Source organism: Marinobacterium mangrovicola (assembly GCF_004339595.1).
Classification (GTDB): Bacteria; Pseudomonadota; Gammaproteobacteria; order Pseudomonadales; family Balneatricaceae; genus Marinobacterium_D; species Marinobacterium_D mangrovicola.
This window is the reverse complement of record NZ_SMFU01000013.1, coordinates 55,075-81,719: the sequence shown is the minus strand read 5'-3', so window position 1 is coordinate 81,719 and position 26,645 is coordinate 55,075. Positions and strand designations below refer to the sequence as shown.

Annotated in this window: 22 protein-coding genes; 21 read left to right on the top strand and 1 reads right to left on the bottom strand. The window is 57.1% G+C overall.

From position 1 onward, the window contains the following. Positions 1-2 precede the first annotated feature (2 nt). The 20 genes from rsmH (at position 3) to CLV83_RS19935 (ending at position 23,775) form a co-directional block, all read left to right on the top strand. A complete protein-coding gene (rsmH, locus tag CLV83_RS20030) occupies positions 3-941 on the top strand; it encodes a 16S rRNA (cytosine(1402)-N(4))-methyltransferase RsmH (protein WP_132296932.1) in 939 nt (312 codons plus the stop codon). Next, entirely contained in the window at positions 938-1,327 is a 390-nt protein-coding gene (gene ftsL, locus CLV83_RS20025) for a cell division protein FtsL (protein WP_132296929.1), read from the top strand. The genes rsmH and ftsL overlap by 4 nt, the downstream gene beginning before the upstream one ends. Next, positions 1,317-3,059, top strand: a complete 1,743-nt coding sequence (locus CLV83_RS20020; protein ID WP_132296926.1) for a peptidoglycan D,D-transpeptidase FtsI family protein — start codon at positions 1,317-1,319, stop codon at positions 3,057-3,059. Before ftsL ends, CLV83_RS20020 begins: the two co-directional genes overlap by 11 nt. Beyond that, the gene (locus CLV83_RS20015) at positions 3,056-4,552 is read left to right on the top strand and encodes a UDP-N-acetylmuramoyl-L-alanyl-D-glutamate--2,6-diaminopimelate ligase (protein WP_243642455.1); all 1,497 of its coding nucleotides are present in this window, start codon (positions 3,056-3,058) and stop codon (positions 4,550-4,552) included. Before CLV83_RS20020 ends, CLV83_RS20015 begins: the two co-directional genes overlap by 4 nt. Then, a complete protein-coding gene (locus CLV83_RS20010; protein WP_132296923.1) occupies positions 4,549-5,922 on the top strand; it encodes a UDP-N-acetylmuramoyl-tripeptide--D-alanyl-D-alanine ligase in 1,374 nt (457 codons plus the stop codon). The genes CLV83_RS20015 and CLV83_RS20010 overlap by 4 nt, the downstream gene beginning before the upstream one ends. A gap of 6 nt (positions 5,923-5,928) precedes the next feature. After that, positions 5,929-7,011: a phospho-N-acetylmuramoyl-pentapeptide-transferase gene (gene mraY, locus CLV83_RS20005; RefSeq protein ID WP_132296920.1), complete on the top strand. Its 1,083-nt coding sequence runs from the start codon at positions 5,929-5,931 to the stop codon at positions 7,009-7,011. A 9-nt stretch (positions 7,012-7,020) separates the two neighbouring features. Beyond that, entirely contained in the window at positions 7,021-8,376 is a 1,356-nt protein-coding gene (gene murD / locus CLV83_RS20000) for a UDP-N-acetylmuramoyl-L-alanine--D-glutamate ligase (protein ID WP_132296917.1), read from the top strand. Then, positions 8,367-9,671, top strand: coding sequence for a putative lipid II flippase FtsW (ftsW, locus tag CLV83_RS19995; protein WP_132296914.1), 1,305 nt, complete (start codon positions 8,367-8,369; stop codon positions 9,669-9,671). The genes murD and ftsW overlap by 10 nt, the downstream gene beginning before the upstream one ends. Beyond that, the gene (gene murG / locus CLV83_RS19990; RefSeq protein ID WP_132296911.1) at positions 9,661-10,737 is read left to right on the top strand and encodes an undecaprenyldiphospho-muramoylpentapeptide beta-N-acetylglucosaminyltransferase; all 1,077 of its coding nucleotides are present in this window, start codon (positions 9,661-9,663) and stop codon (positions 10,735-10,737) included. The genes ftsW and murG overlap by 11 nt, the downstream gene beginning before the upstream one ends. Before the next feature lie 44 nt (positions 10,738-10,781). After that, positions 10,782-12,188 carry a UDP-N-acetylmuramate--L-alanine ligase gene (gene murC / locus CLV83_RS19985; protein ID WP_132297398.1) on the top strand — a complete coding sequence of 469 codons (1,407 nt, stop codon included), beginning with the start codon at positions 10,782-10,784 and terminating at the stop codon, positions 12,186-12,188. Further along, a complete protein-coding gene (locus tag CLV83_RS19980) occupies positions 12,181-13,137 on the top strand; it encodes a D-alanine--D-alanine ligase (RefSeq protein ID WP_132296908.1) in 957 nt (318 codons plus the stop codon). Before murC ends, CLV83_RS19980 begins: the two co-directional genes overlap by 8 nt. A 5-nt stretch (positions 13,138-13,142) precedes the next feature. Beyond that, positions 13,143-13,967, top strand: a complete 825-nt coding sequence (locus CLV83_RS19975; protein ID WP_243642454.1) for a cell division protein FtsQ/DivIB — start codon at positions 13,143-13,145, stop codon at positions 13,965-13,967. Next, the gene (ftsA, locus tag CLV83_RS19970) at positions 13,957-15,225 is read left to right on the top strand and encodes a cell division protein FtsA (RefSeq protein WP_132296905.1); all 1,269 of its coding nucleotides are present in this window, start codon (positions 13,957-13,959) and stop codon (positions 15,223-15,225) included. Before CLV83_RS19975 ends, ftsA begins: the two co-directional genes overlap by 11 nt. Positions 15,226-15,290: 65 nt before the next feature. After that, positions 15,291-16,475, top strand: coding sequence for a cell division protein FtsZ (ftsZ, locus tag CLV83_RS19965; RefSeq protein ID WP_132296902.1), 1,185 nt, complete (start codon positions 15,291-15,293; stop codon positions 16,473-16,475). Between the two features lie 180 nt (positions 16,476-16,655). Further along, complete coding sequence (gene lpxC, locus CLV83_RS19960) at positions 16,656-17,573, top strand: UDP-3-O-acyl-N-acetylglucosamine deacetylase (RefSeq protein ID WP_132296899.1); 918 nt, start codon at positions 16,656-16,658, stop codon at positions 17,571-17,573. Between the two features lie 245 nt (positions 17,574-17,818). Next, positions 17,819-20,575 carry a preprotein translocase subunit SecA gene (secA, locus tag CLV83_RS19955; protein ID WP_132296896.1) on the top strand — a complete coding sequence of 919 codons (2,757 nt, stop codon included), beginning with the start codon at positions 17,819-17,821 and terminating at the stop codon, positions 20,573-20,575. Positions 20,576-20,658: 83 nt separating this feature from the next. Further along, the gene (gene argJ, locus CLV83_RS19950; RefSeq protein ID WP_132296893.1) at positions 20,659-21,873 is read left to right on the top strand and encodes a bifunctional glutamate N-acetyltransferase/amino-acid acetyltransferase ArgJ; all 1,215 of its coding nucleotides are present in this window, start codon (positions 20,659-20,661) and stop codon (positions 21,871-21,873) included. Between the two features lie 18 nt (positions 21,874-21,891). Further along, positions 21,892-22,878, top strand: a complete 987-nt coding sequence (locus CLV83_RS19945) for a Nudix family hydrolase (RefSeq protein WP_132296890.1) — start codon at positions 21,892-21,894, stop codon at positions 22,876-22,878. Next, the gene (coaE, locus tag CLV83_RS19940) at positions 22,875-23,504 is read left to right on the top strand and encodes a dephospho-CoA kinase (protein WP_243642453.1); all 630 of its coding nucleotides are present in this window, start codon (positions 22,875-22,877) and stop codon (positions 23,502-23,504) included. The genes CLV83_RS19945 and coaE overlap by 4 nt, the downstream gene beginning before the upstream one ends. Positions 23,505-23,562: 58 nt before the next feature. Next, positions 23,563-23,775: a DNA gyrase inhibitor YacG gene (locus CLV83_RS19935; RefSeq protein ID WP_132296887.1), complete on the top strand. Its 213-nt coding sequence runs from the start codon at positions 23,563-23,565 to the stop codon at positions 23,773-23,775. Between the two features lie 125 nt (positions 23,776-23,900). Here the strand turns inward: CLV83_RS19935 and CLV83_RS19930 are convergent, their stop codons facing one another. Then, positions 23,901-24,773, bottom strand: coding sequence for a prepilin peptidase (locus CLV83_RS19930; protein ID WP_341540390.1), 873 nt, complete (start codon positions 24,771-24,773; stop codon positions 23,901-23,903). 797 nt (positions 24,774-25,570) lie between these two features. Here CLV83_RS19930 and CLV83_RS19925 point away from each other — a divergent pair. Further along, positions 25,571-26,398, top strand: coding sequence for a hypothetical protein (locus tag CLV83_RS19925; protein ID WP_132296884.1), 828 nt, complete (start codon positions 25,571-25,573; stop codon positions 26,396-26,398). Positions 26,399-26,645 lie beyond the last annotated feature (247 nt).

The following is a 26,645-nucleotide window of genomic DNA, read 5'->3' as shown; positions in this document are numbered from 1 at the left end:
TCATGCCACAAGCGTTCAGCCACACAACGGTACTGCTGGAGGAGGCTGTAACCTCACTCGTTGCCGACCCCTCCGGGTTCTATGTCGATGGAACCTTTGGACGTGGTGGGCATTCCGAACGAATTCTGCGTGAACTCGATGAGCACGGCCGTCTGCTTGCCATCGATAAGGATCCCGAAGCGATCGCCCATGCGCGTGAACGTTTCGCCGATGAGCCGCGCTTTTCCATCTGCCACGGTTCTTTCTCTGAGCTGGATCGATTCGTTGCTGATGCCGGCATGGCCGGCAAGGTATCCGGCATTCTGCTTGATCTCGGTGTAAGTTCTCCACAGCTTGATGATCCCGAGCGCGGTTTCAGCTTCCTAAACGACGGTCCGCTGGATATGCGCATGGACACCAGTAGTGGCGAAAGTGCTGCCGAATGGATCAATCGCGCAGCGGAAGAAGAGATCGCTGATGTCATTTATCACTACGGTGAGGAGCGGTTCTCCCGTCGTATGGCGAAAGCGATTGTAGCGGCCCGCGAAGAGGAGCCGATTACGACAACCGCCAGGCTGTCGAAGATTATCGCTGAGGCAAATCCGCGCTGGGAGAAGGGCAAAAACCCTGCGACGCGTGCGTTTCAGGGGATTCGAATTCATGTGAACCGTGAGCTGGAAGATATCGAGCAGGTGCTGGAGAAGTCCCTTGATGCTCTGGCCGTGGGCGGTCACCTGGTAGTGATCAGCTTCCATTCGCTGGAAGACCGTCTGGTGAAGCGTTTTATCCGCAAATACGTGAAGGGTGACGAGCATCTACCTCCGGGTATTCCGGTTACCGATGACATGCTTAACCAGCGTCTGACCAGTGGCGGTAAAGCGATCAAGGCATCCAAGGCTGAGGTTGATGCCAACCCACGCTCGCGCAGTGCAGTGATGCGAGTGGCGGTGAAAAAGGCATGAACGGCCTGAGGTCGAAGCTCGGGCAGCTGCTTCGCATCTGGTCAAAGCCGGCTTCGCAGTCGGTAGCGCCATCGAGCAGTGAAGAGCTGAGGATTCTTGGGGCGGCCGAGTTGGTACGCCCGGCCGGAACGCTTTTTCTGGCAGTGCTGTTGGTGATCGCCTCGGCCATGCTGGTGATCTACTCCGCCTACGAATATCGGCGCCTGTTCAATCAGCATCAGGTACTCAGCTCTCAGGGCGAGGATCTGCAGGTGGAATGGGGGCAGTTACTGCTCGAAGAGAGTGCGTGGAGTTCAAACAACCGGGTGGAAACCCTGGCGGACAAAAAGCTTCAGATGACAACGCCGGAAAGGGACAACATCGAGATAGTGCGGCATGAGCGATAAGGCAACTGACAAGCAGGTCAAGGGAGGCGTAGCCCAGGCTCTGGCGGCACGAGGTTGGCGCCTGTGGCTGGTGTTCGTCCTGCTGGCGCTGATTGCGGTGGGTATTCTCGCGAAAATGCTCTCCCTGTCGACCGAGGACCAGGCATTTCTGCAGAGTCAGGGTGACGCACGCTCGCTGAGAACCATGCTGCTGCCCGCTCATCGCGGCCTGATTACCGATCGCAATGGTGATCCGCTGGCGGTCAGTGCGCCGGTGGCGACCATCTGGGCGGACCCGAAAATGACCAACGTGGGCGACCCTAACCTGCGACAGCTGGCGCAGCTGCTGGATATGTCGCGGGAAGAGTTACTGCGCGATCTTAACAAGGACCGTGAGCGCCGTTTCCTTTACCTGAAACGCCAGGTGACACCGGAGCTGGCGAAGAGCGTATCCGGGCTGAATATAGCCGGTATCCACGTGGATCAGGAATACAAACGTTACTATCCGGCGGCGGAAGTGGCTACCCATCTCGTCGGCTTCACCAATGTGGATGGTGAAGGGCAGGAAGGGCTTGAACTGGCCTATAACGACTGGCTCAGGGGTGAGCCGGGGCGCAAGCTGGTCATGAAGGACCGTACCGGGCGTACGATCAAACATATTCGCTCTCTGGCGCCGGCTCAGCCGGGCAAAGATCTGACGCTGAGCATCGATCTGCGTCTGCAGTACCTGGCCTACCGGGAGCTCAAAGATGCCGTAAACACCCATCAGGCGGATTCTGGCACTGCTGTGGTTATGGATGCACACACCGGCGAGGTGCTGGCGATGGTCAGTCAACCCTCTTACAACCCCAACGATCGCAGCAACCTGCTGACATCGGCGCTGCGTAACCGGGCGATGACCGATATTTTTGAGCCCGGTTCTACCATGAAGCCGATTACCGTAGCGACGGCGCTGATGACCGGCCGTTACACCCCGGACACCGTAGTGGATACCACGCCGGGGTATATCCGCGTGCGTAACGCGACGATCAGGGATCACCGAAATTACGGCGAGCTTAGCCTCACCGGCATTATCACCAAGTCGAGTAACGTCGGCGTGACCAAGCTGGCGCTGGATATGGAGCCGGATGCGATCCGCAACGTGATGCACAATCTGGGAATTGGTCAGGTAAGTGGCACAGGCTTCCCTGGCGAGCGCAGCGGTACCCTGCCGTTCCTGAGTGAGCGTCAGACGGTTGAGCGCTCAACCGTATCTTACGGCTATGGCCTCTCGGTGACGGCGCTGCAACTGGCTCACTCCTATATCCCGCTTGCCGATGGCGGCATGCAGCGGCCGGTTTCTCTGTTGAAGTTGGAAGATGGCGAAGTGCCGACGGGTAAGCGGGTGATGCCGGAAAACATTGCCGACGAAGTGCTGGCGATGATGGAGACCGTTATCTCAGATCAGGGCACCGGGCGCAGGGCTGCCGTAGATGGCTACCGCGTGGCTGGCAAAACCGGCACTGCTCACAAGGCCAGTGGTGGCGGCTATGCGGCCGACCGCTATTTTTCCGTGTTCTCCGGCATCGTGCCGGTGTCGAACCCGCGCATTGTCATGGCCGTCATGATCGATAACCCCAAGGGGCAGGAATACTACGGCGGCGCAGTGGCGGCGCCGGTGTTCTCGCGGATAGCAACAGGAGCGCTAAGGCTGCTCAATGTTCCGCCGGATAAATGGCCTCAACCCGATAAGCAGCAGGTGGTGGCGAAATGAGCAGCGCAACCGAAATGCAACTGCAACAGCTCTTGCCTCAGGTGCCGCAGCGTATTGCGGCATTGCGCGTTTCCGGGCTTTGCCAGGATAGCCGTTGTGTGCGCCCCGGAGACCTGTTCTTTGCCCGCTCCGGTGGGCAGCACCGGGGCAGCGATTTTATCCCTGAAGCCGCGCGTAAAGGCGCGGTAGCCGCGGTTGTCGATGAACTGGAAGTCACCGAAGAACAGGCTCAGAGCCAGGAGCTTCCGGTGATTCGTGTCGCGGGTCTGAATAGCCAGATAGGCGTTGCCGCCAGCCGCTTCTATGGTGAGCCGACCCGTGAGATGCGGGTGATCGGAATTACCGGCACCAACGGAAAAACCTCCTGCGCCCATTACTTGGCTCAGGCGTTGAACGCCTGCGGTCTCAAGGCTGCACTGATCGGCACCGTAGGTAATGGTTTTCCCGGACAGTTGCGTGAGGCAACGCATACGACCCCGGATCCTATTCGTCTGCATGCGGAGATGGCGCGTTTGCGCGCCGAAGGGGCAGAAGCGGTCGTGATGGAAGTTTCCAGTCATGCGCTAGATCAGGCCAGGGTGGCCGGTGTGCAGTTTGATGTGGCCGCGTATACCAACCTGACCCATGACCATCTGGACTATCACGGTAGCATGGAGTCCTACGCGGAGGCTAAGGCGCGCCTGTTCACCGAGTATGGCGCGCCCATTCAGGTTCTTAACGCTGATGATGCGGAGGGCCAGCGTCTGCTGGGTCAGCGCTGTCCGGCTGGCGGTGAGCGTATCGGCTTTTCTACGCGTGACAGTAATGCCCAGGTTTATGCGGATGCACTTGAAATGCGCTCGCAGGGGCTGATGTTCGAGCTGCATACGCCTTGGGGCGAGACGCTGGTGGCTTCGCCGGTGCTCGGTGAGTTCAATGTGTCGAATCTGCTGCTGGTGGCTGCTGTTCTCGGCGGGATGGGCTATGAGACCGGCAGTATCTCCTCGGCGCTGGCGGCGTTGAAGCCCGTCAGTGGGCGCATGGAAGTGGTCAATGTGGGCGGCTCCCCAAGCGTTATCGTTGATTACGCACATACGCCGGATGCATTGGATAAAGCGTTGCAGGCGGCCGGAGCTCATCTCAACGAAAAGGGACGGCTGTGGGTGGTGTTTGGTTGCGGTGGTGACAGAGACAACGCCAAACGCGCAGTAATGGGCGAGATCGCATCGAGAGGGGCTGACGAACTGGTGCTGACCAGCGATAATCCGCGCTCCGAAAATCCGCTCAGTATTTTGCAGATGATTAAACAAGGTATTCCCGCCGAACGGTCCGTGCATATCGATGCGGATCGAGCCCAGGCTATTGCCTGGGCCATCGCTCATGCCCGTGATGAAGATACCGTGCTTGTGGCAGGAAAAGGTCACGAGACCTATCAGGAAATTGAGGCTGTACGTTATCCGTTCAGCGATCAGCAGCAGGTCCGCGAGGCACTTGAAAAGAGGGGCGCGCAATGATTGCTGATTTCTCCCTCGAAGCGCTCGCCAGAGTGTTGGATGTGGACAGCGTTGATCAGCCAGAGCTGACCTGCAAACGACTGTGTACGGATACACGAAAAGTGGAATCGGGTGATCTTTTTCTGGCGCTGAAAGGCCCCAGATTCGATGCCCACGATTATGTCGGCGACGCCAGTGGGAAGGGGGCTGTGGCAGCGGTGGTTGACCATGGTGTCGACGCTGATGTGCCGCAGTTGGTGGTCGCCGACACCTTAGAGGCCCTTGGGAAACTGGGTGGCTACAACCGCCTGGCTTTCCAGGGGTTGCTATTCGCTGTGACCGGTAGCAGTGGCAAAACCACCGTTAAGGAGATGCTGGCGACCATGCTGGCAACGCGGGGGGGCACACTGGCTACCCGTGGCAACCTTAACAACGAGATCGGTGTGCCGCTGACACTGCTGGAGATCGAGCCTGAACATGAGTACGCAGTGATCGAACTGGGTGCCAGTGGGCTTGGTGAGATCGCTTATACCACCAGCCTGGCAAAACCCAGGGTGGCGATCCTGACGAATGCTCAGGGAGCGCACCTGGAGGGCTTTGGCAGCCTGGAAAATATTGTTCGGGCGAAGAGCGAAATCTACGAAGGTCTCACCGAAGGTGGCGTCGGCGTAGTTAACCTTGATGATCCGCATGCCGCTTTCTGGTTAAAAAAACTGAACGAATTGGGAAGGGATGCGGTCACTTTCGGGGTCGATAATCCCGGAGCTGACCTGAATGTTGCCAATGCGAAGGTCGGAGCCCGCGGTACCTGGGGCGGTGAACTGCATTACCGCGGCGAAAGCGTCGCTGTATCCCTGGCAGTTATGGGCCGTCATAACCTGGCTAACGCAGCAGCTGCCGCTGCAGCCTGGGTGTCGGCCGGCCTGCCGTTGAACGAGGCCGTATCCGGGCTGGAGGCTTTTCGTGCCGTCCCTGGGCGCCTCTGTCCGCATATTCTGCCACAGGGCGCATTGCTGATTGATGACAGCTACAACGCCAATCCGGGAGCCGTTAAAGCAGCGATCGATGTGCTGATGGATCAGCCCGGTCCGCACACCCTGCTATTGGGCGATATGGCGGAGCTGGGAGATGAGGCGGCAGAGTTGCACGCCGAAGTTGGCCGTTACGCGGGCGAAGCCGGTGTCGAGCGCTTGCTGACTAGCGGAAGCCTGTCGCAGCAGGCGGCGGCTGCTGCCGCAGAACAGGGTAGTGAAGCCAAGCACTTTGCCTGCTTTGAAGACCTGCTCGTTGAGCTTGAAGAATTGGATTTGACCACCGGAACGCTGCTGGCCAAGGGCTCACGCAGTGCCGGTATGGAGAGGGCGGTAAAAGCCCTCATGACTGGAGAATAACGACACATGCTGCTCCTTTTGACCGAGTTTCTGTCCCAGTTCTACAGCGGGTTTGCCGTATTCGGCTATATCACGCTGCGCGGCATCCTGGGTGTATTGACGGCGCTCGGCCTGTCTCTGTTTATTGGCCCGCGATTGATCCGTCAGCTCAAGTTGAAGCAGATTGGTCAGGCGGTGCGTGACGATGGTCCGCAGACCCACTTGAGCAAAGCGGGTACGCCGACCATGGGCGGTGCACTGATTATTCTATCGATCGCGATCAGCACCCTGCTGTGGAGCGATCTTAGCAACCGTTACGTCTGGATCACCCTGGGTGTGCTGCTGATCTTCGGTGCTGTCGGCTGGGTCGATGACTGGCGCAAAGTGGTCGAGAAAAATCCCCGCGGCCTGCCGGCCCGCTGGAAGTACCTCTGGCAATCGGTGGGTGGCCTGGGGGCTGCGATTCTGCTCTACATGACCTCCCAGAGTGCGGTTGAAACCACGCTGATCGTACCCTTCTTCAAGGAGTTTACGCTGGAGCTGGGTATCGGCTTCATCGTATTTACCTACTTTGTCATCGTCGGCAGTTCCAACGCGGTCAACCTGACGGACGGGCTTGATGGTCTGGCGATCATGCCCACGGTCATGGTCGGTGGTGCGCTGGCCGTATTTGCCTATCTCAGCGGCCATGTTCAGTTTGCCAACTACCTGAATATTCCTTATGTCGCCGGTGCCGGCGAGCTGATTATTTTCTGCGGCGCCATCGTCGGCGCGGGACTTGGCTTCCTCTGGTTTAACACCTATCCGGCCCAGGTGTTTATGGGTGACGTCGGTGCTCTGGCCCTGGGGGCCGCCTTGGGTGTGGTCGCCGTCATCGTGCGTCAGGAGCTGGTCCTGGTGATCATGGGTGGCATCTTTGTGATGGAAACAGTCTCGGTGATTCTGCAGGTCGCGTCGTTCAAACTGACCGGACGTCGCATCTTCCGTATGGCGCCGATCCATCACCATTTTGAGCTTAAAGGCTGGCCTGAACCGCGCGTTATCGTGCGTTTCTGGATCATCACCGTGGTGCTGGTGCTGATCGGTCTGGCTTCATTGAAAATTCGATAGGGCAAGAAGATGAGTCTGATAGCGACAGATAACAAACGTGTGGTCATCGGTCTGGGACAGACCGGGATGGCATGCGCACGCTATCTGTTTGCCCGTGGCCTGGCCTTCTTTGCCTGTGACACCCGCGACAATCCGCCGGCAGCGGAAGAGTTTCGTCGTCAGTTTCCGGGTGTTCCGCTCTACTGCGGTGCCCTGGATGCGGACCTTCTCAGTCAGGCATCGGAGATGCTGTTGAGTCCGGGCGTCGGTCAGGCTGATCCCGCGATTCGGCAGGCCGTTGAGCGTGGCGTGCGCCTGAGCGGTGATATTGATCTGTTCTGCCAGCAGGCGAAGGCACCGATCGTCGCCATTACCGGCTCTAATGCGAAGAGCACGGTGACCACCCTGGTGGGAGAAATGGCTCTCGCCGCCGGCCTCAATGTAAGGGTTGGCGGCAACCTGGGTACGCCGGTGCTGGATCTGCTTGATGATAGCGCGGAACTCTACGTGCTTGAGCTTTCCAGTTTTCAGCTGGAAACCACCAACGATCTGCGTGCAGCGGCGGCAACGGTGTTGAATATTAGCCCCGATCACCTGGATCGCTACGATTCGATCCAGGGTTATCACGCGGCGAAACATCGTATCTATCGGGGCTGCGGCTGCGCAGTTACTAACCGTGACGATGCGCTGACCCAGCCCCTGGTCGCCACCGGGACCAAGATCCGCAGCTTTGGTCTGTCCAAGCCGGACCTGAATCAGTTCGGTCTGATGGAGCATCAGGGCGTTACCTGGCTGGCTCGAGGTATGCAGCCATTGCTGGATGTGCGCGAGATGAAAATTCGCGGCAGTCATAACCAGGCCAATGCGCTGGCCGCGCTGGCACTGGGAGAAGCCGTGGGGCTGCCGATGGCGTCGATGCTTGAGGCACTGAAAAGCTTCGCCGGACTGAAGCACCGTTGCCAGTGGGTAGCGAGCAAATGCGGTGCCCAATGGTACAACGACACCAAGGGCACCAACGTGGGTGCGACACTGGCCGCATTGAATGGCCTGGGCGCTACGCTGGCGGGCGACGAAAAGATCATTCTTATCGCTGGCGGCGTGGGTAAGGGCCAGAGCTTTGATGAGCTCGAAAAGCCGATGGGGCTGTTTGGTCGTGAGCTGGTTCTGATCGGTGAGGATGGCCCCAACATTGCGGCTGCGATAAATAGCGTACCGCATCGCTTTGCCACCAGCATGGCGGATGCTGTTGCTCAGGCGAATGAGATCGCTCAGGCGGGAGACGTCGTGCTGCTGTCACCGGCCTGCGCGAGCTTTGATATGTTCTCCGGTTATCCCGCCCGGGGTGATGCCTTCGTGGCCGCGGTGGAGGAGCTGACATGCGACTGAGTCTGCCACGTCCGCCCGTGCCGAAAATTGTTGATCTGAAAAAGTTCAGCGTCAGCACATTGGTGGATCAGCTCAGCAGCGACCACTCCGCGCAGCCGCACAAGACCGGCGCGACGCTGCCGTTTGATCCCTGGCTGCTTCTGGCGACGGTAGCACTGGTGCTGACCGGCTTTGTAATGATTACCTCCGCATCCATGGATGTGGCGGCAAAGAATTTTGGTTCGGCGGATTTCTTTATTGTCCGTCACGGCAGCTTCATGGTGCTGGCGCTGATCGGGGCGCTGGTCACCGCGATGATCCCGATCCGTTTCTGGGAAAAATACGGCGTAGCTCTGCTGTTCGTAGGGCTTGTTCTGCTTACGCTGGTGCTGATCCCCGGGATTGGCCGCGAAGTTAACGGCAGCCGCCGCTGGATCGGACTGGGGCCGATCAACCTTCAGGCTTCGGAGATCGCCAAGGTGTGCATGGTGCTGTTCCTCGGCGGCTACCTGGTGCGTCGTCTGGGTGAAGTGCGCACCAGCTGGTGGGGCGTTATCAAGCCGGCGTTCCCGCTGGCGCTGTACGTGTTCGTGCTGATTATGGAGCCGGACTACGGTGCCACGGTTGTGCTGATGGGAACGGTTATGGGGATGATCTTCCTCGGCGGTATGCGTGCCTTCCAGTTCTTTATTCTGGTGGCCGTTGCCGGCGTGCTGGTGGGCGCGCTCGCTGTGGCGCAGCCATACCGCCTTGAGCGTCTGCAGAGTTTTACCGATCCCTGGGCTGATCCCTTCGGTGCCGGTTACCAGCTGTCTCAGGCGCAAATCGCCTTTGGGCGTGGCGGCTGGTTTGGCGAAGGTCTGGGTAACAGCGTGCAGAAATTGTTCTACCTGCCGGAGGCTCACACCGACTTTGTTTATTCGGTGCTGGCCGAAGAGCTCGGAATGATCGGCGCACTTCTGATCTGCGGGCTTTACGCGCTGCTGGTAGCACGTATTTTTCTGATCGGTCGTCAGGCAGAGAAGCAGGAACAGTTTTTCATGGCTTATATCAGCTATGGCTTCGGCTTCATTATTGCCGGACAGGCGATGATCAATATCGGCGTCAACGTGGGCGCTTTGCCTACCAAGGGGCTGACGCTGCCGCTGCTGAGCTACGGCGGCAGTAGCCTGTTGGCGTGCTGCGGCATGATCGCGATCGTGCAGCGGGTGGATTACGAATTAAAGCGGATGCGCGTGAATATGCCTGCCCCTAAGGGGCAGAGGTCAAAGACGGGTGAAAACCGAGTTCGTCGGGAGGTTCACCATGGCCGCTAAACGTGTGCTGATTATGGCCGGTGGTACCGGTGGCCATGTATTCCCCGCGCTGGCAACGGCGGACGAGCTGCGCAGCCAGGGTATCGACGTTGAGTGGCTGGGTACTGCCGCTGGCATAGAAGCTGAAGTGGTCCCCAAGGCGGGTATCAAACTGCACTGCATCGATGTGCGTGGTGTTCGGGGTAAAGGTCGGCTCAAGCAACTGCTGGCCCCGTTCGGTCTGATGCTGGCGCTCTGGCAAGCGTTAAAGGTGGTTAACCGGGTCAAACCGGATGCGGTGCTCGGTATGGGCGGTTTTGCCTCTGGTCCTGGTGGCTTGATGGCTTGGCTGATGCGCAAACCGCTGGTGATTCACGAGCAAAATGCGGTAGCCGGCACGACGAACAGGATTTCGGCGCGGTTTGCGACCAGGGTGCTGCAGGCGTTTCCCGGTGCTTTCAACGGCAAGGATCGTGGCGAGGTGGTCGGCAACCCGGTACGTGGACCGATCCTTAATGTGGCGTCGCCTGAAACCCGTTTTGCGGGGCGCACGGGGCCGCTTCGTCTGTTGGTTGTGGGCGGAAGCTTGGGGGCCAAGCCGATCAACGATCTGCTGCCACCAACCCTGGCAAAACTGCCCGTTAACGAACGGCCGGAGATTTGGCACCAGAGCGGCAAGCGCAATATTGATGAGCTAAGTGCTGCCTACAAAAAAGAGGGCGTTGAAGCCCGGGTGGTCCCTTTTATCGATCGAATGGACGAGGCCTATGCCTGGGCCGATCTGGTGCTCTGTCGTGCTGGCGCGCTGACGGTCAGTGAGCTGGCGATCGCCGGAATCGCATCGATTCTGGTGCCGCTGCCCCATGCTATCGACGATCACCAGAGCGCTAATGCAGGCTTTCTCAGCGACGCGGGCGCCGGTATTCGAGTGCGCCAGTCGGAGCTGACCGGCGATAGCTTGCTGGAACTGCTTAAAAAATTAGGCGACCGAGACAATCTTTTGAAAATGGCCAGTGCCGCCAGGGCACAGGCGAGACCCGAGTCCAGTAAAACGGTGGCGCGGGTCTGCGTGGAGGTAATGAAGTGAAACCGGCAGAAGCGGCAGCTATCAAGCAGTACGAAGTGCCAGAAATGCGGCGTATCCGTCAGATCCATTTTGTCGGGATTGGCGGTGTTGGTATGTGCGGTATTGCCGAGGTATTGCAGAACCAGGGCTACCGAATCACCGGTTCGGACATGCGTGAGTCTGCGGTCACCAAGCATCTTGAGAGTCTCGGTGTGCAGGTCTTTATCGGCCACGGCGAGAAAAATGTCGATGGTGCTGATGTGGTTGTGACCTCTACGGCAGTAGGTGGTGACAACCCGGAAGTGGTTGCTGCTCGTGAGTCCCGAATACCGCTGGTTCGCCGTGCCGAAATGCTGGCGGAACTGATGCGTTACCGCCATGGCATTGCCGTAGCCGGAACGCATGGTAAGACCACCACCACCAGTCTGGTGGCATCGATCCTGGCGGAAGCGGGTAAGGATCCCACCTTCGTTATCGGTGGTCGTCTGACCAGTGCCGGTACCAATGCTCAGTTGGGAAGCAGCCGTTATCTGGTGGCAGAGGCGGATGAAAGCGATGCGTCTTTCCTGCATCTGCAGCCGATGGTGGCGATCGTTACCAACGTCGATGCCGATCATATGGACACCTACGATGGCGACTTCAACAAGCTGAAGCAGACGTTCATCAGTTTTTTGCACAACCTGCCGTTTTATGGCCTGGCAGTGATGTGTACCGATGATCCGGTGGTGCGGGAGCTAATGCCCGATGTGGGCCGTCCGGTACTGACCTATGGCTTTCATGACGAGGCCGATTTTCAGGCGCTGGATCTGGAGCAGGATGGGTTTCGCAGCCGCTTCCGGGTTCGTCGCCCGGATGGGCAGGCAGACCTGCAGGTCACGCTGAATATGCCGGGCCGTCATAACGTGCTGAATGCGCTGGCGGCTATCGCCGTTGCCAGTGATGAGCGTGTCGACGATGCCTCGATCTGTCGGGCGCTGGAGCAGTTTCAGGGTGTGGGGCGTCGCTTCCAGGTACTCGGAGAGGTACCCGTTGATGGTGGTGAGGTAACGCTTGTCGATGATTATGGCCACCACCCTCGTGAGGTGCAGGCGGTGATCAACGCCGTGCGCGAGGGCTGGCCGGGCCGTCGCCTGGTGATGGTGTACCAGCCGCACCGTTATACCCGTACCCGTGACCTTTACGAGGACTTCGTGCAGGTGCTCCAGGGTGTCGATCAATTGGTGATGCTTAATGTCTACGCCGCGGGTGAAGAGGCTATTCCAGGCGCTGACAGCCGCAGTCTGTGCCGCAGTATCCGTCAGCGGGGCAAGGAGCCGGTGTTTATCGAAAATATCGACGAGCTGCCGGATGCGTTGCGAACCCTGCTTCAGCCCGGCGACCTGCTGCTGACCCAGGGCGCGGGGAATGTAACGACTATCTCCCATGATCTGTCGAAGCGGGATCTGTCATCCACAGGAGGTGCGCATGAGTGAGTTCCGCATCGATTCGGCTGAGGCTGAACAGTTTGGTCGGGTCGCAGTGATATATGGCGGCCTTTCCGCCGAGCGCCCGGTGTCGCTCAAAAGCGGCGCGGAAGTGTTGCGTGGGTTGAAGGCCGCAGGAGTGAACGCCTTTGGCATCGACCTGGGTGGAGAAGGACATGACCCGCTGCAGCAACTGGTAAGTGCAGATTTTGATCGCGCTTTCCTGATTCTGCATGGCCGCGGTGGCGAGGATGGCACGATCCAGGGCGTGCTGGAGATGCTGGGCAAGCCTTATACCGGCAGTGGCGTGACCGCGTCCGGTATCGGTATGGACAAGCTGCGTACCAAGCAACTGTGCAGCGGTGCAGGCCTTTCTACCCCTGCTTTTGCCGTTATCAACAGCGATACGGACCTTAAGCAGGTTGAAGAACAGCTCGGTTTTCCACTGATGATCAAGCCGGTCCATGAGGGCTCGAGCATCGGCATGGCGCGAGTGACCTCAGAGGAAGAGCTGGTAGCAGCAGTGACCGATGCCCAGCGATATGACAGCACGGTGTTGGCGGAAAGCTGGGTGAGCGGTCCTGAATACACGGTCGCGGTGCTGGATGGTCAGGCGCTGCCGATCATCCGTCTTGAAACGCCGCACCAGTTTTACGACTTCAATGCCAAGTATGAAGCGGATGACACCCGTTATCTGTTCGACACGCAACTGAGCAGTGACGAAGAGGCTGAACTGAAAGAGTTGGTCGAAAACGCCTTTCAGGTTGTGGGCTGCCGCGGCTGGGGACGTGTCGACGTGATGCTTGACGAGCAGGGTTGTTTCCAACTGCTGGAAGTGAATACGGCACCGGGGATGACCGATCACAGCCTGGTGCCGATGGCTGCGAAGCGGGCCGGTATCAGCTTTGAAGAACTGGTGGTGCGCATACTGCGTGGCGCCAACAGGGATCAGGGGTAACAACCATGCTGATGACGCTGCCGTGGAAGAACCGTACGCCGGAGGCGCTAGAAACAGCGCCCGCGCGCGGTGCTGTTCGCGCAGCGGAACCGGCACCTGCGCCTGCAGATGGTGACTGGTACTGGCGGCCGCTGGTGCTGATCACGCTGCTGGTGGTGTTCTGCGGAATTCTCAGCTCCGCGACCCGGGATCTTTGGCGCTGGCTGGATGGTCCGGTGGCTGAGATTCAGATCGAGGGGGCCTCGCGGCATCTGGATAAGCAGGCGATCGCCAATGAGATCGCGGCAACGCTGGACCGGCCGATGCTTGAGCTGGATCTGGAACCTCTGCGTGAGCAAGTGATCGCTAACCCTTGGGTTCATGACGCGACCATCAGCCGTCAGTGGCCTCCGGCGCTGAAGGTGAACCTGGTGGAGGAAGTTCCCGTTGCGCGCTGGAGTGATAAGGGACTGCTCAACAATCAGGGCGATATTTTTTGGCCGGAGCTGAAACCCGAGTATGCCAGCCTGCCGATGTTGAACGGACCGGCCCATGAAACGGTCAGGATCATGGAGCAGTTCCACGACCTTAACCGCATGTTTGCGGCGCGGGGTATGAAACTCACTGGTTTGACCCTGGAGCCGCGAGGCGCCTGGAACATCGAACTGGATAACGGCATCCGAGTGGTTGCCGGTCGCGACAAGTTGATACCGCGACTGAAGCGCTTTCTGACTGTTTATCAGCTCCAGTTGGCCGAAAGAGCTGGCGATATTGAGCAGGTCGACATTCGTTATACCAACGGCATCGCCGTACGCTGGCGAGCCGAAGAGAAGAGTGAAAATGCAGGATAGAGGGGAAGTAAGCCAGAGCAACATGATCGTCGCACTGGATATAGGCACGTCGAAGGTGGTGTGTCTGGTGGGCGAGATAACCGATACCGGCGCGATCGAAATCGTCGGAGTGGGTTCGCATCCGTCGCGAGGACTCAAGCGCGGTGTGGTGGTGAACATCGAGTCGACCGTGCATTCGATTCAGCGTGCTGTGGAAGAAGCGGAGCTGATGGCGGGTTGCAAGATCCACTCGGTTACCGTGGGGATCGCCGGCAGCCATATCAGCAGCCATAACTCCCACGGCATCGTTGCGGTGAAGGATCGCGAGGTGTCGGAGTACGACCTGGAGCGGGTGATCGATGCGGCCCGTGCTGTGGCGATTCCGGCGGACCAGAAGATCCTGCATATCCTGCCGCAGGAATACCTGATCGACCATCAGGAGGGGATTCGCGAGCCGCTGGGCATGTCCGGTGTGCGACTGGAAGCCAAGGTTCACCTCGTATGCGGCGCGATTAATGCGGTGCAGAACATCGAGAAGTGTATCCGACGCTGCGGTCTCGAGGTCGATGCGGTGGTACTTGAGCAGTTGGCATCCAGCTACTCGGTATTGACCGATGATGAGAAGGATCTGGGTGTGTGCATGGTGGATATCGGCGGTGGTACCACCGATATCGCTGTATTCACTGGCGGTGCTATCCGTCATACGGCGGTGATTCCCGTCGCTGGCGATCAGGTGACCAACGATATTGCCATGGCGTTGCGGACCCCGACCCTTAATGCTGAGCAGCTGAAGATCAAGTACGCCTGTGCGCTGGCCCAGCTGGCGCGCCCGGAGGAGATGATCAAGGTGCCAAGCGTGGGAGACCGTCCGGCACGGGATCTTTCCCGCCAGGCGTTGGCCGAAGTGGTGGAGCCGCGTTATGAGGAGCTGTTCACGCTGGTGCAGGCGGAGCTGCGTCGTAGCGGGTTTGAGGATTTGGCGGCGGCGGGCATCGTTCTGACTGGCGGTACGTCGAAAATGGAGGGGGCTGTTGAACTGGCGGAAGAGATCTTCCATATGCCGGTGCGGCTGGCCCGTCCACAGGGAGTGAGAGGCATGGAAGATCTGCTGGGCAACCCGATCTATGCAACCGGCATAGGTCTGTTGCATTACGCCCGTGCGGACCACGGTCCGGCGGCGCCGCAACTGATTCAACAGGAGGCCGATGTGACGAGAGCGAATCAGCCAGGGCTGGGCTTTTTGCAACGCATCAAGACCTGGTTGCAGGGTAATTTCTGAATTTTTTGAAACGGTTAATGTCAGGAGCCGGAAGGTAGTCGCAGGCCCTGACGGGAGGAAAGAATATGGAATTCGAACTGATTGAAAATATCCAGCAGAGTGCAGTTATCAAAGTTGTCGGCGTTGGCGGCGGCGGTGGTAACGCTGTGCAGCACATGGTTGATAATACGGTGGAAGGTGTTGAGTTTATCTGCGCCAACACCGACGCCCAGGCGCTGGGCCGCATGGCATCGCGGGTGTCTTTGCACATCGGTGGTGAGCTGACCAAGGGGTTGGGTGCAGGTGCTAACCCTGAAGTGGGTCGTACCGCAGCACTGGAAGACCGTGAGCGTATCGCGGAAACCCTGAATGGCGCCGACATGGTGTTTATCACCGCAGGTATGGGTGGCGGCACCGGTACCGGTGCGGCACCGATCGTGGCGGAGATCGCCCGCGAACTCGGTATTCTGACCGTGGCGGTGGTCACCAAGCCGTTCCCGTTCGAAGGCAAGAAGCGCATGAAGATCGCCGAGCAGGGGATCCTGGAGCTGCGTGAAAACGTGGACTCGCTGATCATTATCCCGAACGAAAAACTGATGCAGGTGCTGGGTAAGAACTGCTCGCTGATCAACGCCTTCAATGCAGCCAACAACGTCCTCAAGGGCGCTGTTCAGGGCATCGCTGACCTGATCACTCGTCCGGGTATGATCAACGTCGACTTTGCTGACGTGCGCACCGTCATGTCCGAGATGGGTATGGCGATGATGGGCACCGCGGTCGCCCGCGGAGACAATCGTGCTCAGGAAGCAGCTGAAGCGGCGATCCGCAGCCCGCTGCTGGAAGATATCGATCTCAAGGGTGCCAGCGGCATTCTGGTGAATATCGCGGCCGGTGAAGATCTGAGCCTGGGTGAGTTCACCGAAGTGGGTAACATTGTCGAGGAGTACGCCTCTGAAGATGCCACTATTGTGGTCGGAACCGTCATCGATCCGGAACTGGGCGAAGATATTAAGGTCACGGTAGTAGCGACAGGCCTGGACCGCGATGCGGAACAGGAGCTGAAAGTGGTTCACTCCAAATCAGGTAACGGCCGCAAAGCGGACGGATCCCTGGATCTTGACCAGATCGAACTGCCCACCATTCTGCGACGTCAGCGTGAAGAAGCCTTGGTAGACAAGCCGTCTGAGCGTCAGTCCGGTGAAAAAAGCCGGGGCGACAGCGACTACGGTGCACTGGATATCCCGACCTTCCTGCGTCGCCAGGCGGATTGAGCGGCGCAGACGTTGTTTGAAGAGCAGACTTTGTTTTAAGAGCAGACTTTGTTTTAAGAGCAGAGTTTGAATAAGAGTTCGGAAAACAGTTGGGTAAAGAGTGATCGAAAGTGGTGGGGCTAGCAGGGTTTTGTTACACTAGCCCGTTAATTTTGACCGAATAAAATAACGGCACGACGAATGATCAGACAGCGCACTCTTAAAAACAGCATCAAAGCTACCGGCATCGGTCTTCACACCGGGCAGAAGGTCTACATGACACTGAAGCCCGCTGAGGTTAACACGGGCATCGTATTCCGTCGTACCGATCTGGATCCGGTAGCCGAGGTGAAGGCCAGTGGTCTGAATATCGTTGATACGATGCTATCGAGTAACTTGTCGTGCAATGGAGTGCGCGTCGCGACGATCGAACACCTGATGTCCGCTCTGGCGGGCCTGGGTATCGATAACGTCATTGTGGAACTGAGCGCGGAAGAGGTGCCGATCATGGACGGTAGCGCGGCTCCGTTCGTGTTCCTGATTCAGTCGGCTGGCATTTTTGAGCAGGATGCGCCCAAGCAGTTCATCCGAATCAAGAAAGAGGTCAGCGTCAGCAGCGATGGCAAGACTGCGACCTTCAAGCCGTTTAACGGGTTCAAGGTCGGCTTCTGCATTGAGTTTGATCACCCCGCGTTTGCCAGTGGTAACCGCGAAGCGACCCTGGATTTCTCCAGCACCTCCTTCGTGAAAGAGGTGTCTCGTGCGCGTACCTTCGGTTTTATGCGCGATATCGAATACCTGCGCTCGCAGAACCTGGCGCTGGGCGGCAGCTTCGATAACGCCATTGTGGTGGATGATTACCGCGTGTTGAACGATGAAGGTCTTCGTTATGACGATGAGTTCGTCAAGCATAAGATCCTTGATGCGGTGGGTGACCTGTATCAGCTCGGTAAGAGCCTGATTGGCGAATTCTACGGCTACAAGTCCGGGCACTACCTGAACAACCAGCTGGTACGTGAACTGCTGGCTAATGAAGATGCCTACGAGATCGTCACCTTCGAAGATAGCGAAGCGACCGCGCCGATCTCCTATCAGCGCCCGGCAGCGGCGGCTGTCTGATTCTGAATAGACCCGTTTTTGCTCTTCCCAGGGTTCGCGACCGGTTTCTCCGGTCGCGAAAACCGCCCCTGTGTCTCCTGCTTTACGCTGTATCTCCCTTCGTTACCCATCTGAAACTATTTATTGCCCCTTGGCATTCTAATCTGAGGCCCAATATAGGTAGAATGCTGCGTTAATCCTGTCATGCAGGCCCCTCTCGGGATGAGCCCGACCCGCTTTGCATTCAACCGGTTAAAAGTCGAATTATGCTGACATCACTACTTAAGAAAGTTTTCGGAAGTAAGAACGATCGCGAACTCAAACGGATGGGACGGATCGTCAAACAGATCAATGCGCTGGAGCCGGAGTTCGAAAAACTCTCCAACGAAGAGCTCAAGGCACTGACTGAAAGCTTCCGCAAGCGGCTGGCTGATGGGGAAGACCTGGACAAGCTGCTGCCGGAAGCTTTCGCCAATGTGCGTGAGATGTCCAAGCGTATTATGGGCATGCGTCACTTCGACGTGCAGCTGGTCGGCGGTATGAGTCTCAATGATGGCAAGGTCGCTGAGATGAAAACCGGTGAGGGTAAGACCCTGGTGGGTACACTGGCGGTTTACCTTAATGCACTGCCGGCTCGTGGCGTCCACGTAGTAACCGTCAACGACTACCTGGCCAGCCGTGATGCCGAGTGGATGCGTCCGCTGTATGAAGCCCTGGGTCTCAGCGTCGGGGTGATCCTTTCCGGGCAGAGTCCGGAAGAGAAGCGTGCAGCCTACAACGCCGATATCACCTACGGCACCAATAACGAATTCGGTTTCGACTACCTGCGCGACAACATGGCGTTCAGCATCAAGGATAAGGTGCAGCGTGATTTCCACTACGCGGTGGTCGATGAAGTTGACTCCATCCTGATCGATGAAGCGCGTACGCCGCTGATTATTTCCGGCCCGGCCGAAGACAGTTCCGCGACCTATCAGGCGATCAACCAGCTGATTCCGCAGCTGAAACAGTTCCACGGTGAGATCGACCCGAAAGACACTGAGCAGGTGATCGAGGAGCACTTCTCCGTTGATGAGAAAAACCGCAGCGTTGAAATGACCGAAGCGGGTCACCAGCTGGTCGAGGACTTGCTGATCGAGGCGGGTATGCTGAAAGAGGGTGAGAGCCTGTATGCACCGCAAAACCTGAACCTGCTGCACCACGTGCTGGCGGGACTGCGTGCCCATTACCTGTTCCAGCGCGATAAGGATTACATCGTTCAGAACGGTCAGGTGGTGATCGTCGATGAGCACACCGGTCGTATCATGCCGGGTCGTCGCTGGTCCGAAGGTCTACACCAGGCGGTGGAAGCGAAAGAAGGGGTTCAGATCCAGCAGGAAAGCCAGACTCTGGCCTCCACCACTTTCCAGAACTATTTCCGACTCTACGAAAAGCTCTCTGGTATGACCGGCACCGCCGATACCGAAGCGTTCGAGCTGCGTCAGATCTATGGCCTCGACGTGGTGGTTATCCCCACCAACCGTCCGATTGCCCGTATCGATTACAACGACCTCGTATACCTCACCATGCAGGAGAAGTACGAGGCGATCACCAAAGAGGTCAAACACTGTCGTGAGACTAACCGTCCGGTGCTGGTCGGTACCGCGTCGGTGGAGTCCTCCGAACTGATTTCGGCCATGCTGAAAAAAGAGGGCGTACCGCACAACGTGCTTAACGCCAAGAACCATGGACGTGAGGCGGATATTATCGCCGAGGCGGGTCGTCCCGGCGCGGTCACCATCGCCACCAACATGGCGGGTCGTGGTACCGATATCAAGCTGGGTGGCAAGCTTGAGGCTGAGCTTGATGCCCTGGCTGAAGGCAGTGATCAGGCCGCCGTGGACAAGGCGACCGAAGAGTGGCGTCAGCGCCACGAGGTCGTTATCCAGGCGGGTGGTCTGCATATCATCGGTACCGAGCGCCATGAATCACGCCGTATCGATAACCAGCTGCGTGGCCGTGCCGGTCGTCAGGGTGACCCGGGTTCCTCTCGTTTCTTCCTCTCCCTGGAAGATGACTTGATGCGTATCTTCGCCTCCGAGCGTGTACGTCAGTTCATGCAGGCTCTGGGCATGGAAAAGGGCGAGGCGATCGAACACAAGATGGTCAGCAACGCCATCGAGAAAGCCCAGCGTAAGGTCGAGGGCCGTAACTTCGATATCCGTAAAACGCTGCTTGAATACGATGATGTGGCCAACGATCAGCGCTCGGCAATCTATGATCAGCGTAATCAGCTCATGGCCGCGGATGATATCTCTGAAACCGTCGATGCGGTGCGTGCAGAGGTTGTCGATAACCTGATCAGCGAATTTATCCCGCCGCAGAGCCTGTCCGAAACCTGGGACGTGGCTGGTCTGGAAAAATCTCTCGAAACAGACTTTGCTGTGAAGGTGCCCGTGCAGCAGTGGCTGGATGAGGATAACAGCCTGCACGAAGAGCCTCTGCGTGAGCGCATCCAGGAAACCATTCTGGGCGAATATCGCGCGAAAGAGGAGCAGGTTGGCGCCGAAACCATGCGCATGTTCGAGAAGCAGGTGATGCTTCAGGTACTCGATACCCTGTGGAAAGAGCACCTGCAGACCATGGATCTGCTGCGTCAGGGGATTCATCTGCGCGGTTACGCGCAGAAGAACCCGAAGCAGGAGTACAAGCGCGAGGCGTTTAACCTGTTCCAGAATCTGCTTGATAACATCAAGCGCGATGTGGTCCGTATCCTCAGCCACGTTAAAGTCCGCCAGCCGGAAGATGTAGAAGCGATGGAGCAGGAGCGTCGTGAACAGGCTGAGCGTCAGCAGATGAACTTCCAGCATGAGCAGCGCTCAGCGGTGGAAGCGGAGCAGCAGAACGAGCCGGAAAACGAGAGTGAACAGGCCGTGGCTGAAGCACAGCAGACGGTCGTCCGCGATCAGCCTAAGGTGGGGCGCAATGACCCCTGCCCCTGTGGCTCAGGCAAGAAATACAAGCAGTGCCATGGCCGTCTCTGACCTTAGAGCCTGATGCACTGTAGACGCGAAAAACTTACGCCGGCAATTGCCGGCGTTTTACCCACAATCAGCGAGGAAGCACCATGGCTGTTGGTCCCGATACCCTGCCTGAACTTAAATCTGTCGATGGCTTTCGGATTGGCGTGGCATCCGCCGGTATCAAGAAGCCGGGGCGACGCGACATCGTATTGATGGAACTCTGCGAAGGCGCAACGGTGGCAGGCGTGTTCACCAAAAATGCTTTCTGTGCAGCGCCGGTTGTGTTGAGCAAGAAACATCTTGCCGCCAGCGCCACACGCTACCTGCTGGTGAACACCGGTAACGCCAATGCCGGTACCGGTGAGCAGGGGATGCGTGACGCGACTGCCTGCTGTGAAGCGCTGGCGGAGCGCGCCGGTGTTACTGTCGAAGCGATTCTGCCGTTTTCGACCGGTGTAATAGGCGAGCCTCTGCCGGTGGATAAGATTGTCTCAGCTTTGGATGCTGCCAAAGCTGATCTAAACGAAGATAACTGGCTTAATGCCGCTCACGGCATTATGACGACTGACACACGCGCCAAAGCGGGTTGCGAACAGTTTGAGCACGAAGGCAAAACCGTCACCCTGACGGGAATCTCCAAGGGCGCCGGCATGATCATGCCCAATATGGCGACCATGCTGGGTTATGTGGCCACAGACGCTGAAGTCGATCAGGCACTGCTTCAGGATTGGCTGACAGCGGCAACTGAGCAATCCTTTAACCGCATTACCGTAGACGGCGACACTTCTACCAACGACTCCTGCATTCTTGCTGCGACCGGTCGTAGTGGTGTGAAAGTTGAAAGCAGCGGCGAGGCGGCCGAAAAGTTTGTCAGCGCCCTGAACCGGTTGATGCTGCATCTTGCGCAGTCTATTGTGCGCGACGGTGAGGGCGCCACGAAGTTCGTCGAGGTGCGTGTTGAGAAGGCTGTCAGTGTTCGTGAGGCGCTGGATGTGGCTTACACCATTGCTCATTCTCCGCTGGTAAAGACAGCGCTTTACGCTTCCGACCCAAACTGGGGCCGGATTCTGGCCTGTGTAGGCCGCGCTGGCGTGGAGAACCTGGACCTCAACGCTATCGAGATCTACCTGAACGATGTCTGCATCGTTGAAAAGGGTGGGCGCGCTGCGAGCTATACCGAAGAGCAGGGGCAGGCGGTCATGAATGGTGAAGAGATTCTGATCCATGTGGTTCTGAACCGTGGTGAAGTGCGCGAATCGGTCTGGACCACTGACCTCTCTACTGACTACGTGCATATCAATGCGGACTACCGCAGCTGATCGCGGTTGTTTTGTGAGATGAGAGAGTTGAGTGAGCAGCCTGAAAAGCGTTTGATCCATGTGGCCGCGGCAGTGATCACTGACGCGGCCGACCAGATCCTGATCGCCAAACGCTCGAGCGACAAGCATCAAGGTGGCCTCTGGGAGTTTCCCGGTGGCAAGGTGGAGCCGGGCGAACCTGTGCAGGCCGCGCTTGCGCGGGAGCTGGATGAAGAGCTGGGTATTCAGGTGAAGACGGCACGTCCGCTGATCCGTATCAGCCATCATTACCCGGACAAGTCGGTGCTGCTTGATGTGTGGCAGGTCGATGGTTTTGCTGGTAAAGCGCATGGTCGCGAAGGGCAGCCGGTGCGCTGGGTTAGCCCGGCTCAGCTGAATGACTATGAGTTCCCGGCGGCCAACCGGCCGATCGTGAGTGCGGCGCAGTTGCCTTCGAGACTCTGGATTGCCGGTAGTCTTGGTAAGGAGACCGCAGAGTCACTCAAGCAACGAATCAGCTCAGCCATCGAAGGGGCGGAACTGGAGCCCGGAGCTGTCCAGTTTATGCTGCGCGATCCTGAGCTTGATGAGCGGTCGTTGGGGGAGCTTTTTCAGCAGCTGAAACCTTGGTGTGAAGAACAGGGCTTGGCCCTGATTCTTAATGCCAGTGTTGAGCTGGCAAATGAGCTGGGAGCTGAGCGACTGCATCTGACCTCATCCCGGCTAAATGCTCTTGAAACGCGTAAGCAGTTTAAAGGCGAGTGGCTCAGTGCATCCTGTCACGATGAATCTGAGTTGCGCCGGGCTGCGGAGCTTGGCCTGGACTTCACAACCCTCTCCCCTGTGCAGCAGACGCTTTCGCACCCGGGTGCCAAGACGCTGGGCTGGCCGCGCTTTTTTGATCTTACCGAGAAAGCCGTAATTCCAGTCTATGCGCTAGGTGGTGTGACTGGACAAGATTTGCCTTTTGCCTGGGAACAGGGAGCTCAGGGCATCGCTTCGATTTCGGATTGGTGGCCAAGGTGAGTGACGTGGATGGCCGCAAGCCCTTAAAGGTCGGCCTGACCGGAGGAATCGGTAGCGGTAAAAGTGCTGCGGCTGATATGTTTGCCGGTCTCGGCGTGCCCGTTGTTGATGCGGACCTGATAGCGCGTGAGGTGGTTGAACCTGGAGAGCCCGCGCTTGAGTCTATCGCTCAGCATTTCGGGAAAGCAGTGATTCAAGGTGACGGTGCTCTCAATCGCAGGGTATTGCGGGAGCGTGTATTCGCAGAACCCTCCGAGCGTGAATGGCTGGAGCAGCTGCTGCATCCACTGATTAACCACCGGATTCGGGAGCGTCTGGAAGCGTCCGGCGCACCCTACGTTATGCTGGTGTCACCGCTGCTGATCGAGTCGGGCCAGGTCGATTTGGTGGACAGGGTGATTGTGGTCGATGTGGATAAGCAAACTCAGATCGACCGCACTATTGAAAGGGATCAGGTGAGTGCCGACCAGGTGGCAAAGATCCTGGCATCCCAGTGCAGCAGAGTGGAACGAACCCGAAGGGCGGATTACCTGCTCGACAACGGCGGTAGCCTGGAGCATTTGAGAGCGCAGGTGGAATCCCTGCATCGTCAGCTGAGCGATTATGTCGGTCTCGAGCCTGTGTAACCTGAAGTCTGTAAAACGCTAGTCTGTAAACCGAGAGCAAAGCGGAGCAACTATAAATATGAGTAAAGCGATTAAATGTCCGCAATGTGGCAAAGAAACTGTTTACAGCCCGGAAAACAAGTTTCGCCCATTCTGCAGTAAACGCTGCCGTATGATCGATTTGGGAGAGTGGGCGAGCGAAGGTTATCAGATCGCCGCAGAGCCCTCACTGGAGGATTACAGCACCGGCCTGGACCCGGAAGAGCAGCCTTTTACTCCGACTCGGCATTAAATCGGGTGGCCCAAAAGGTTGTGGGCCTCCTACAAAATTATGCGGTGGCTGCTTTCCCATGGGGATTATCCGCTGTGATTTCTATTCGCTGTCGTGCCCGGCACGATGGGGCGGAGAGCCCCTTTCTACAGCAGCATTCTCAGATACCAACCGTTGATCTGTTCTCCCCAGATCAGGGCTATCCAGCCGGCAATCGCCAGATAGGGCCCAAAGGGAAGAGGGTTGGCCATTTGGTGACGCTTGGTTGCCATCAGTACCAGAGCCAGAACAACACCCACCACCGATGACAGCAAAATAGTCAGAGGCAGTACTTCAAAACCGCCCCAGGCTCCTATAGCCGCCAACAGTTTGAAGTCTCCATAGCCCATGCCTTCCTTGCCTGTAAGCAGCTTGAATAGCCAATACACGCTCCAGAGCACAAGATATCCTGCCGCGGCACCAATAACGGCGTGTTCAAGGGAGGTAAAAATTCCCTGAGTATTTAGCAGCAGACCAATCCACATCAGTGGCAGCGTTAGCCTGTCAGGAAGCAGTTGATGATCGATATCGATAAAGGTCAGTGCGACCAGTATCCAGGTCAGCAGCAGCATCCCTGCGCCGGCCAACCCCAGGCCGAATTGCCAGCCAATAAAACCGCCAAGTATTCCTGTTAGTAGTTCAATTGATGGATATCGCAGTGATATCGGACTTTTGCAGCCGCTGCAGCGGCCTCGCAGGGCAAGGTAGCTGAGCACCGGGATATTCTCGTACCAGCGGATACGGTGGCCGCATTGTCCGCAGCGTGAGGCAGGCACTGCCAGATTGAACGCTTCCTGATGGGCATCGGCTGAGTCAGCAGTAGCGGTCATCGACTGCCATTCGCGCTCCATCATCACCGGTAACCGGTAGATGACGACGTTAAGAAAACTGCCAACGGAAAGCGAGATAACGAGCCCGGTCAGCAGGGCAAAAAGGCCTGGCTCGGCGAGCAGGAAGTAAAGGTTCTGGATTAAGATCACAACAGTTCGCTTCGGCTAGTTAAAAGCAAAGGGCCTCAAGATATAGAGGCCCTTTCATCAAAAGATTATTTTGTGGGGTTCGTTATATATAATCCGTAAAAAAACGTTCCAAAACTCAGGGTTTGCTGGAATAAATCTTTACTATCAGTCACTTGCCATGTCTTCATGGTAAGTTTGACATGGTAAATGGTGAATATGGTTCCAGAATGCCCTGTTTTCAATGATGAATCGCTCTAAAACTTATGATTTTGGAACTTTTAGGGATTCGCTTCAGGATATACCACAGGTGGTAAGAATGGAACGAAATAGAGGATGTCTTTTTCATCCATGTTTCCTGTTGAACTGAGCTGCGGCCCACCTTTGCCTTCAAGCAAACCAAGCGATGTTCCCTCTTCCCCTGAGTGTGCTGAAAGATGGGCACGTCGAATGCTAGGTTTACACTTGTTGTAAGAAATATGGCGAGCTTGGCATCTTTGCTGATGCGGTTAAATAAGCTAAAGCAGGACAACCATCGGCTGAAGAAGTTGGTGGTCGAGTTGAAGTTGGGTAACGCAAGCTCGTGCACCATCAATTTGAAGTATAGAGCCGTTTGCCCTTGGTAAAGATTTTTAAGATGGGGCTGCCTTGCTCGTGTTCAAAAATTACGCTAGGGTGGACGAAGCGCTGATGGACGCTAGCCGTTCGCAATTGGCAAACCCTTCCCCATCATCACAATTGATTTAAATTAACCCATAGCCAGAACTTCAGGCACCGTGGGGTGAGCGAACAACTCTGTAGCAGGTGCCGTGGAGATCGACATGGCGTACTTGTACTTAGATGTAATCAAGCAAACTGCACGTTCGATATATCCGGATCTTTCATTATCGGAAGCCTACGAGCGAGCTGCCAGAGTTGGTGGTTTCTCGACGTATCATGAGATGCAGACCCTCGCTAGACATAATCCACTGGATCCCCGGCTAGGAACCTATGCGTTTGGCCCTGATTGGGAGTCGAATGTCGTGTATATGGATAACATTTATAGAGAGCTAGACCTTGCTGTTGAGAACGAAGTGGCTGGCACGATCGCTGATATGAATGCAACCATGTTCATGATTGAGAACCTTGACGTAGCTTCAAGTAGTTACGATCCAGATACCGGCATTCTCATAAGCAATGTATCTTTTGAGTACACAGGCGAACCGGATATTGATCGGCCTTATTCTGGGCATTCGTTGGCTCTTACTGGAAAGTTATGGACCCGTTGGCGGTCCGGACAGTGGGAACTGGCCGATCAAGGTTTTGAGGTAACAGATGAGAGCGCTAGCTCGGACGAGTTATTCTCGGAAGACGTGGATTCAGGTTTTAACGGAGAATGGAAAATGGGCATTGTCGGCTATGTTGATCTTGTGAATAGTGATGGCGATGAGCTACGCGTAGGTGCTGGTGAATTTAGCCCGGAACAAGATGGTAGTGACGGATCGGTATTATATATCTACTGGAACTCAGGGCTCGAACTGCGTGTAACTTGGGTTCCAGGCTCACCACCTAGTACTACGTCAGTGGAAATTCTGGAGGGTGACTTCGACATAACCGATGATCAGATCATGGCTGTTGAAGAAGATCCGGACCCTTGGGATGATGATTAGCATCTAATCGTTCGAAATAGTGCGCCCCGAAAGGCTTCTGGACCAGAGGGGCGTTCTTTTTTCCACCAGACACGAACTAGTGTCTTCACTACTCGAATTCTGATGGGGCCAATGGCTAACACCAAAGTAAATGCGGCTCTTAGAATGACTGTCGGGTTTGGGCTAAGCGCAGGTCTGCTGGACTGGCTGCTTAGGGCGAAGATCAGGTAGTGCAGTGACTCTGTCGATTACAGCTGTTCAGCTGATG

Coding starts and splice junctions, on each gene's coding strand:
- CLV83_RS19935 (WP_132296887.1), top strand. CDS start 23,563: ATGAGTAAAGCGATTAAATGTCCGCAATGTGGCAAAGAAACTGTTTAC.
- CLV83_RS20010 (WP_132296923.1), top strand. CDS start 4,549: ATGATTGCTGATTTCTCCCTCGAAGCGCTCGCCAGAGTGTTGGATGTG.
- CLV83_RS19945 (WP_132296890.1), top strand. CDS start 21,892: ATGAGAGAGTTGAGTGAGCAGCCTGAAAAGCGTTTGATCCATGTGGCC.
- ftsL (WP_132296929.1), top strand. CDS start 938: ATGAACGGCCTGAGGTCGAAGCTCGGGCAGCTGCTTCGCATCTGGTCA.
- argJ (WP_132296893.1), top strand. CDS start 20,659: ATGGCTGTTGGTCCCGATACCCTGCCTGAACTTAAATCTGTCGATGGC.
- CLV83_RS19980 (WP_132296908.1), top strand. CDS start 12,181: ATGAGTGAGTTCCGCATCGATTCGGCTGAGGCTGAACAGTTTGGTCGG.
- lpxC (WP_132296899.1), top strand. CDS start 16,656: ATGATCAGACAGCGCACTCTTAAAAACAGCATCAAAGCTACCGGCATC.
- CLV83_RS20015 (WP_243642455.1), top strand. CDS start 3,056: ATGAGCAGCGCAACCGAAATGCAACTGCAACAGCTCTTGCCTCAGGTG.
- mraY (WP_132296920.1), top strand. CDS start 5,929: ATGCTGCTCCTTTTGACCGAGTTTCTGTCCCAGTTCTACAGCGGGTTT.
- ftsW (WP_132296914.1), top strand. CDS start 8,367: ATGCGACTGAGTCTGCCACGTCCGCCCGTGCCGAAAATTGTTGATCTG.
- CLV83_RS19975 (WP_243642454.1), top strand. CDS start 13,143: ATGCTGATGACGCTGCCGTGGAAGAACCGTACGCCGGAGGCGCTAGAA.
- murD (WP_132296917.1), top strand. CDS start 7,021: ATGAGTCTGATAGCGACAGATAACAAACGTGTGGTCATCGGTCTGGGA.
- murG (WP_132296911.1), top strand. CDS start 9,661: ATGGCCGCTAAACGTGTGCTGATTATGGCCGGTGGTACCGGTGGCCAT.
- CLV83_RS19925 (WP_132296884.1), top strand. CDS start 25,571: ATGGCGTACTTGTACTTAGATGTAATCAAGCAAACTGCACGTTCGATA.
- rsmH (WP_132296932.1), top strand. CDS start 3: ATGCCACAAGCGTTCAGCCACACAACGGTACTGCTGGAGGAGGCTGTA.
- ftsA (WP_132296905.1), top strand. CDS start 13,957: ATGCAGGATAGAGGGGAAGTAAGCCAGAGCAACATGATCGTCGCACTG.
- ftsZ (WP_132296902.1), top strand. CDS start 15,291: ATGGAATTCGAACTGATTGAAAATATCCAGCAGAGTGCAGTTATCAAA.
- secA (WP_132296896.1), top strand. CDS start 17,819: ATGCTGACATCACTACTTAAGAAAGTTTTCGGAAGTAAGAACGATCGC.
- CLV83_RS20020 (WP_132296926.1), top strand. CDS start 1,317: ATGAGCGATAAGGCAACTGACAAGCAGGTCAAGGGAGGCGTAGCCCAG.
- murC (WP_132297398.1), top strand. CDS start 10,782: ATGCGGCGTATCCGTCAGATCCATTTTGTCGGGATTGGCGGTGTTGGT.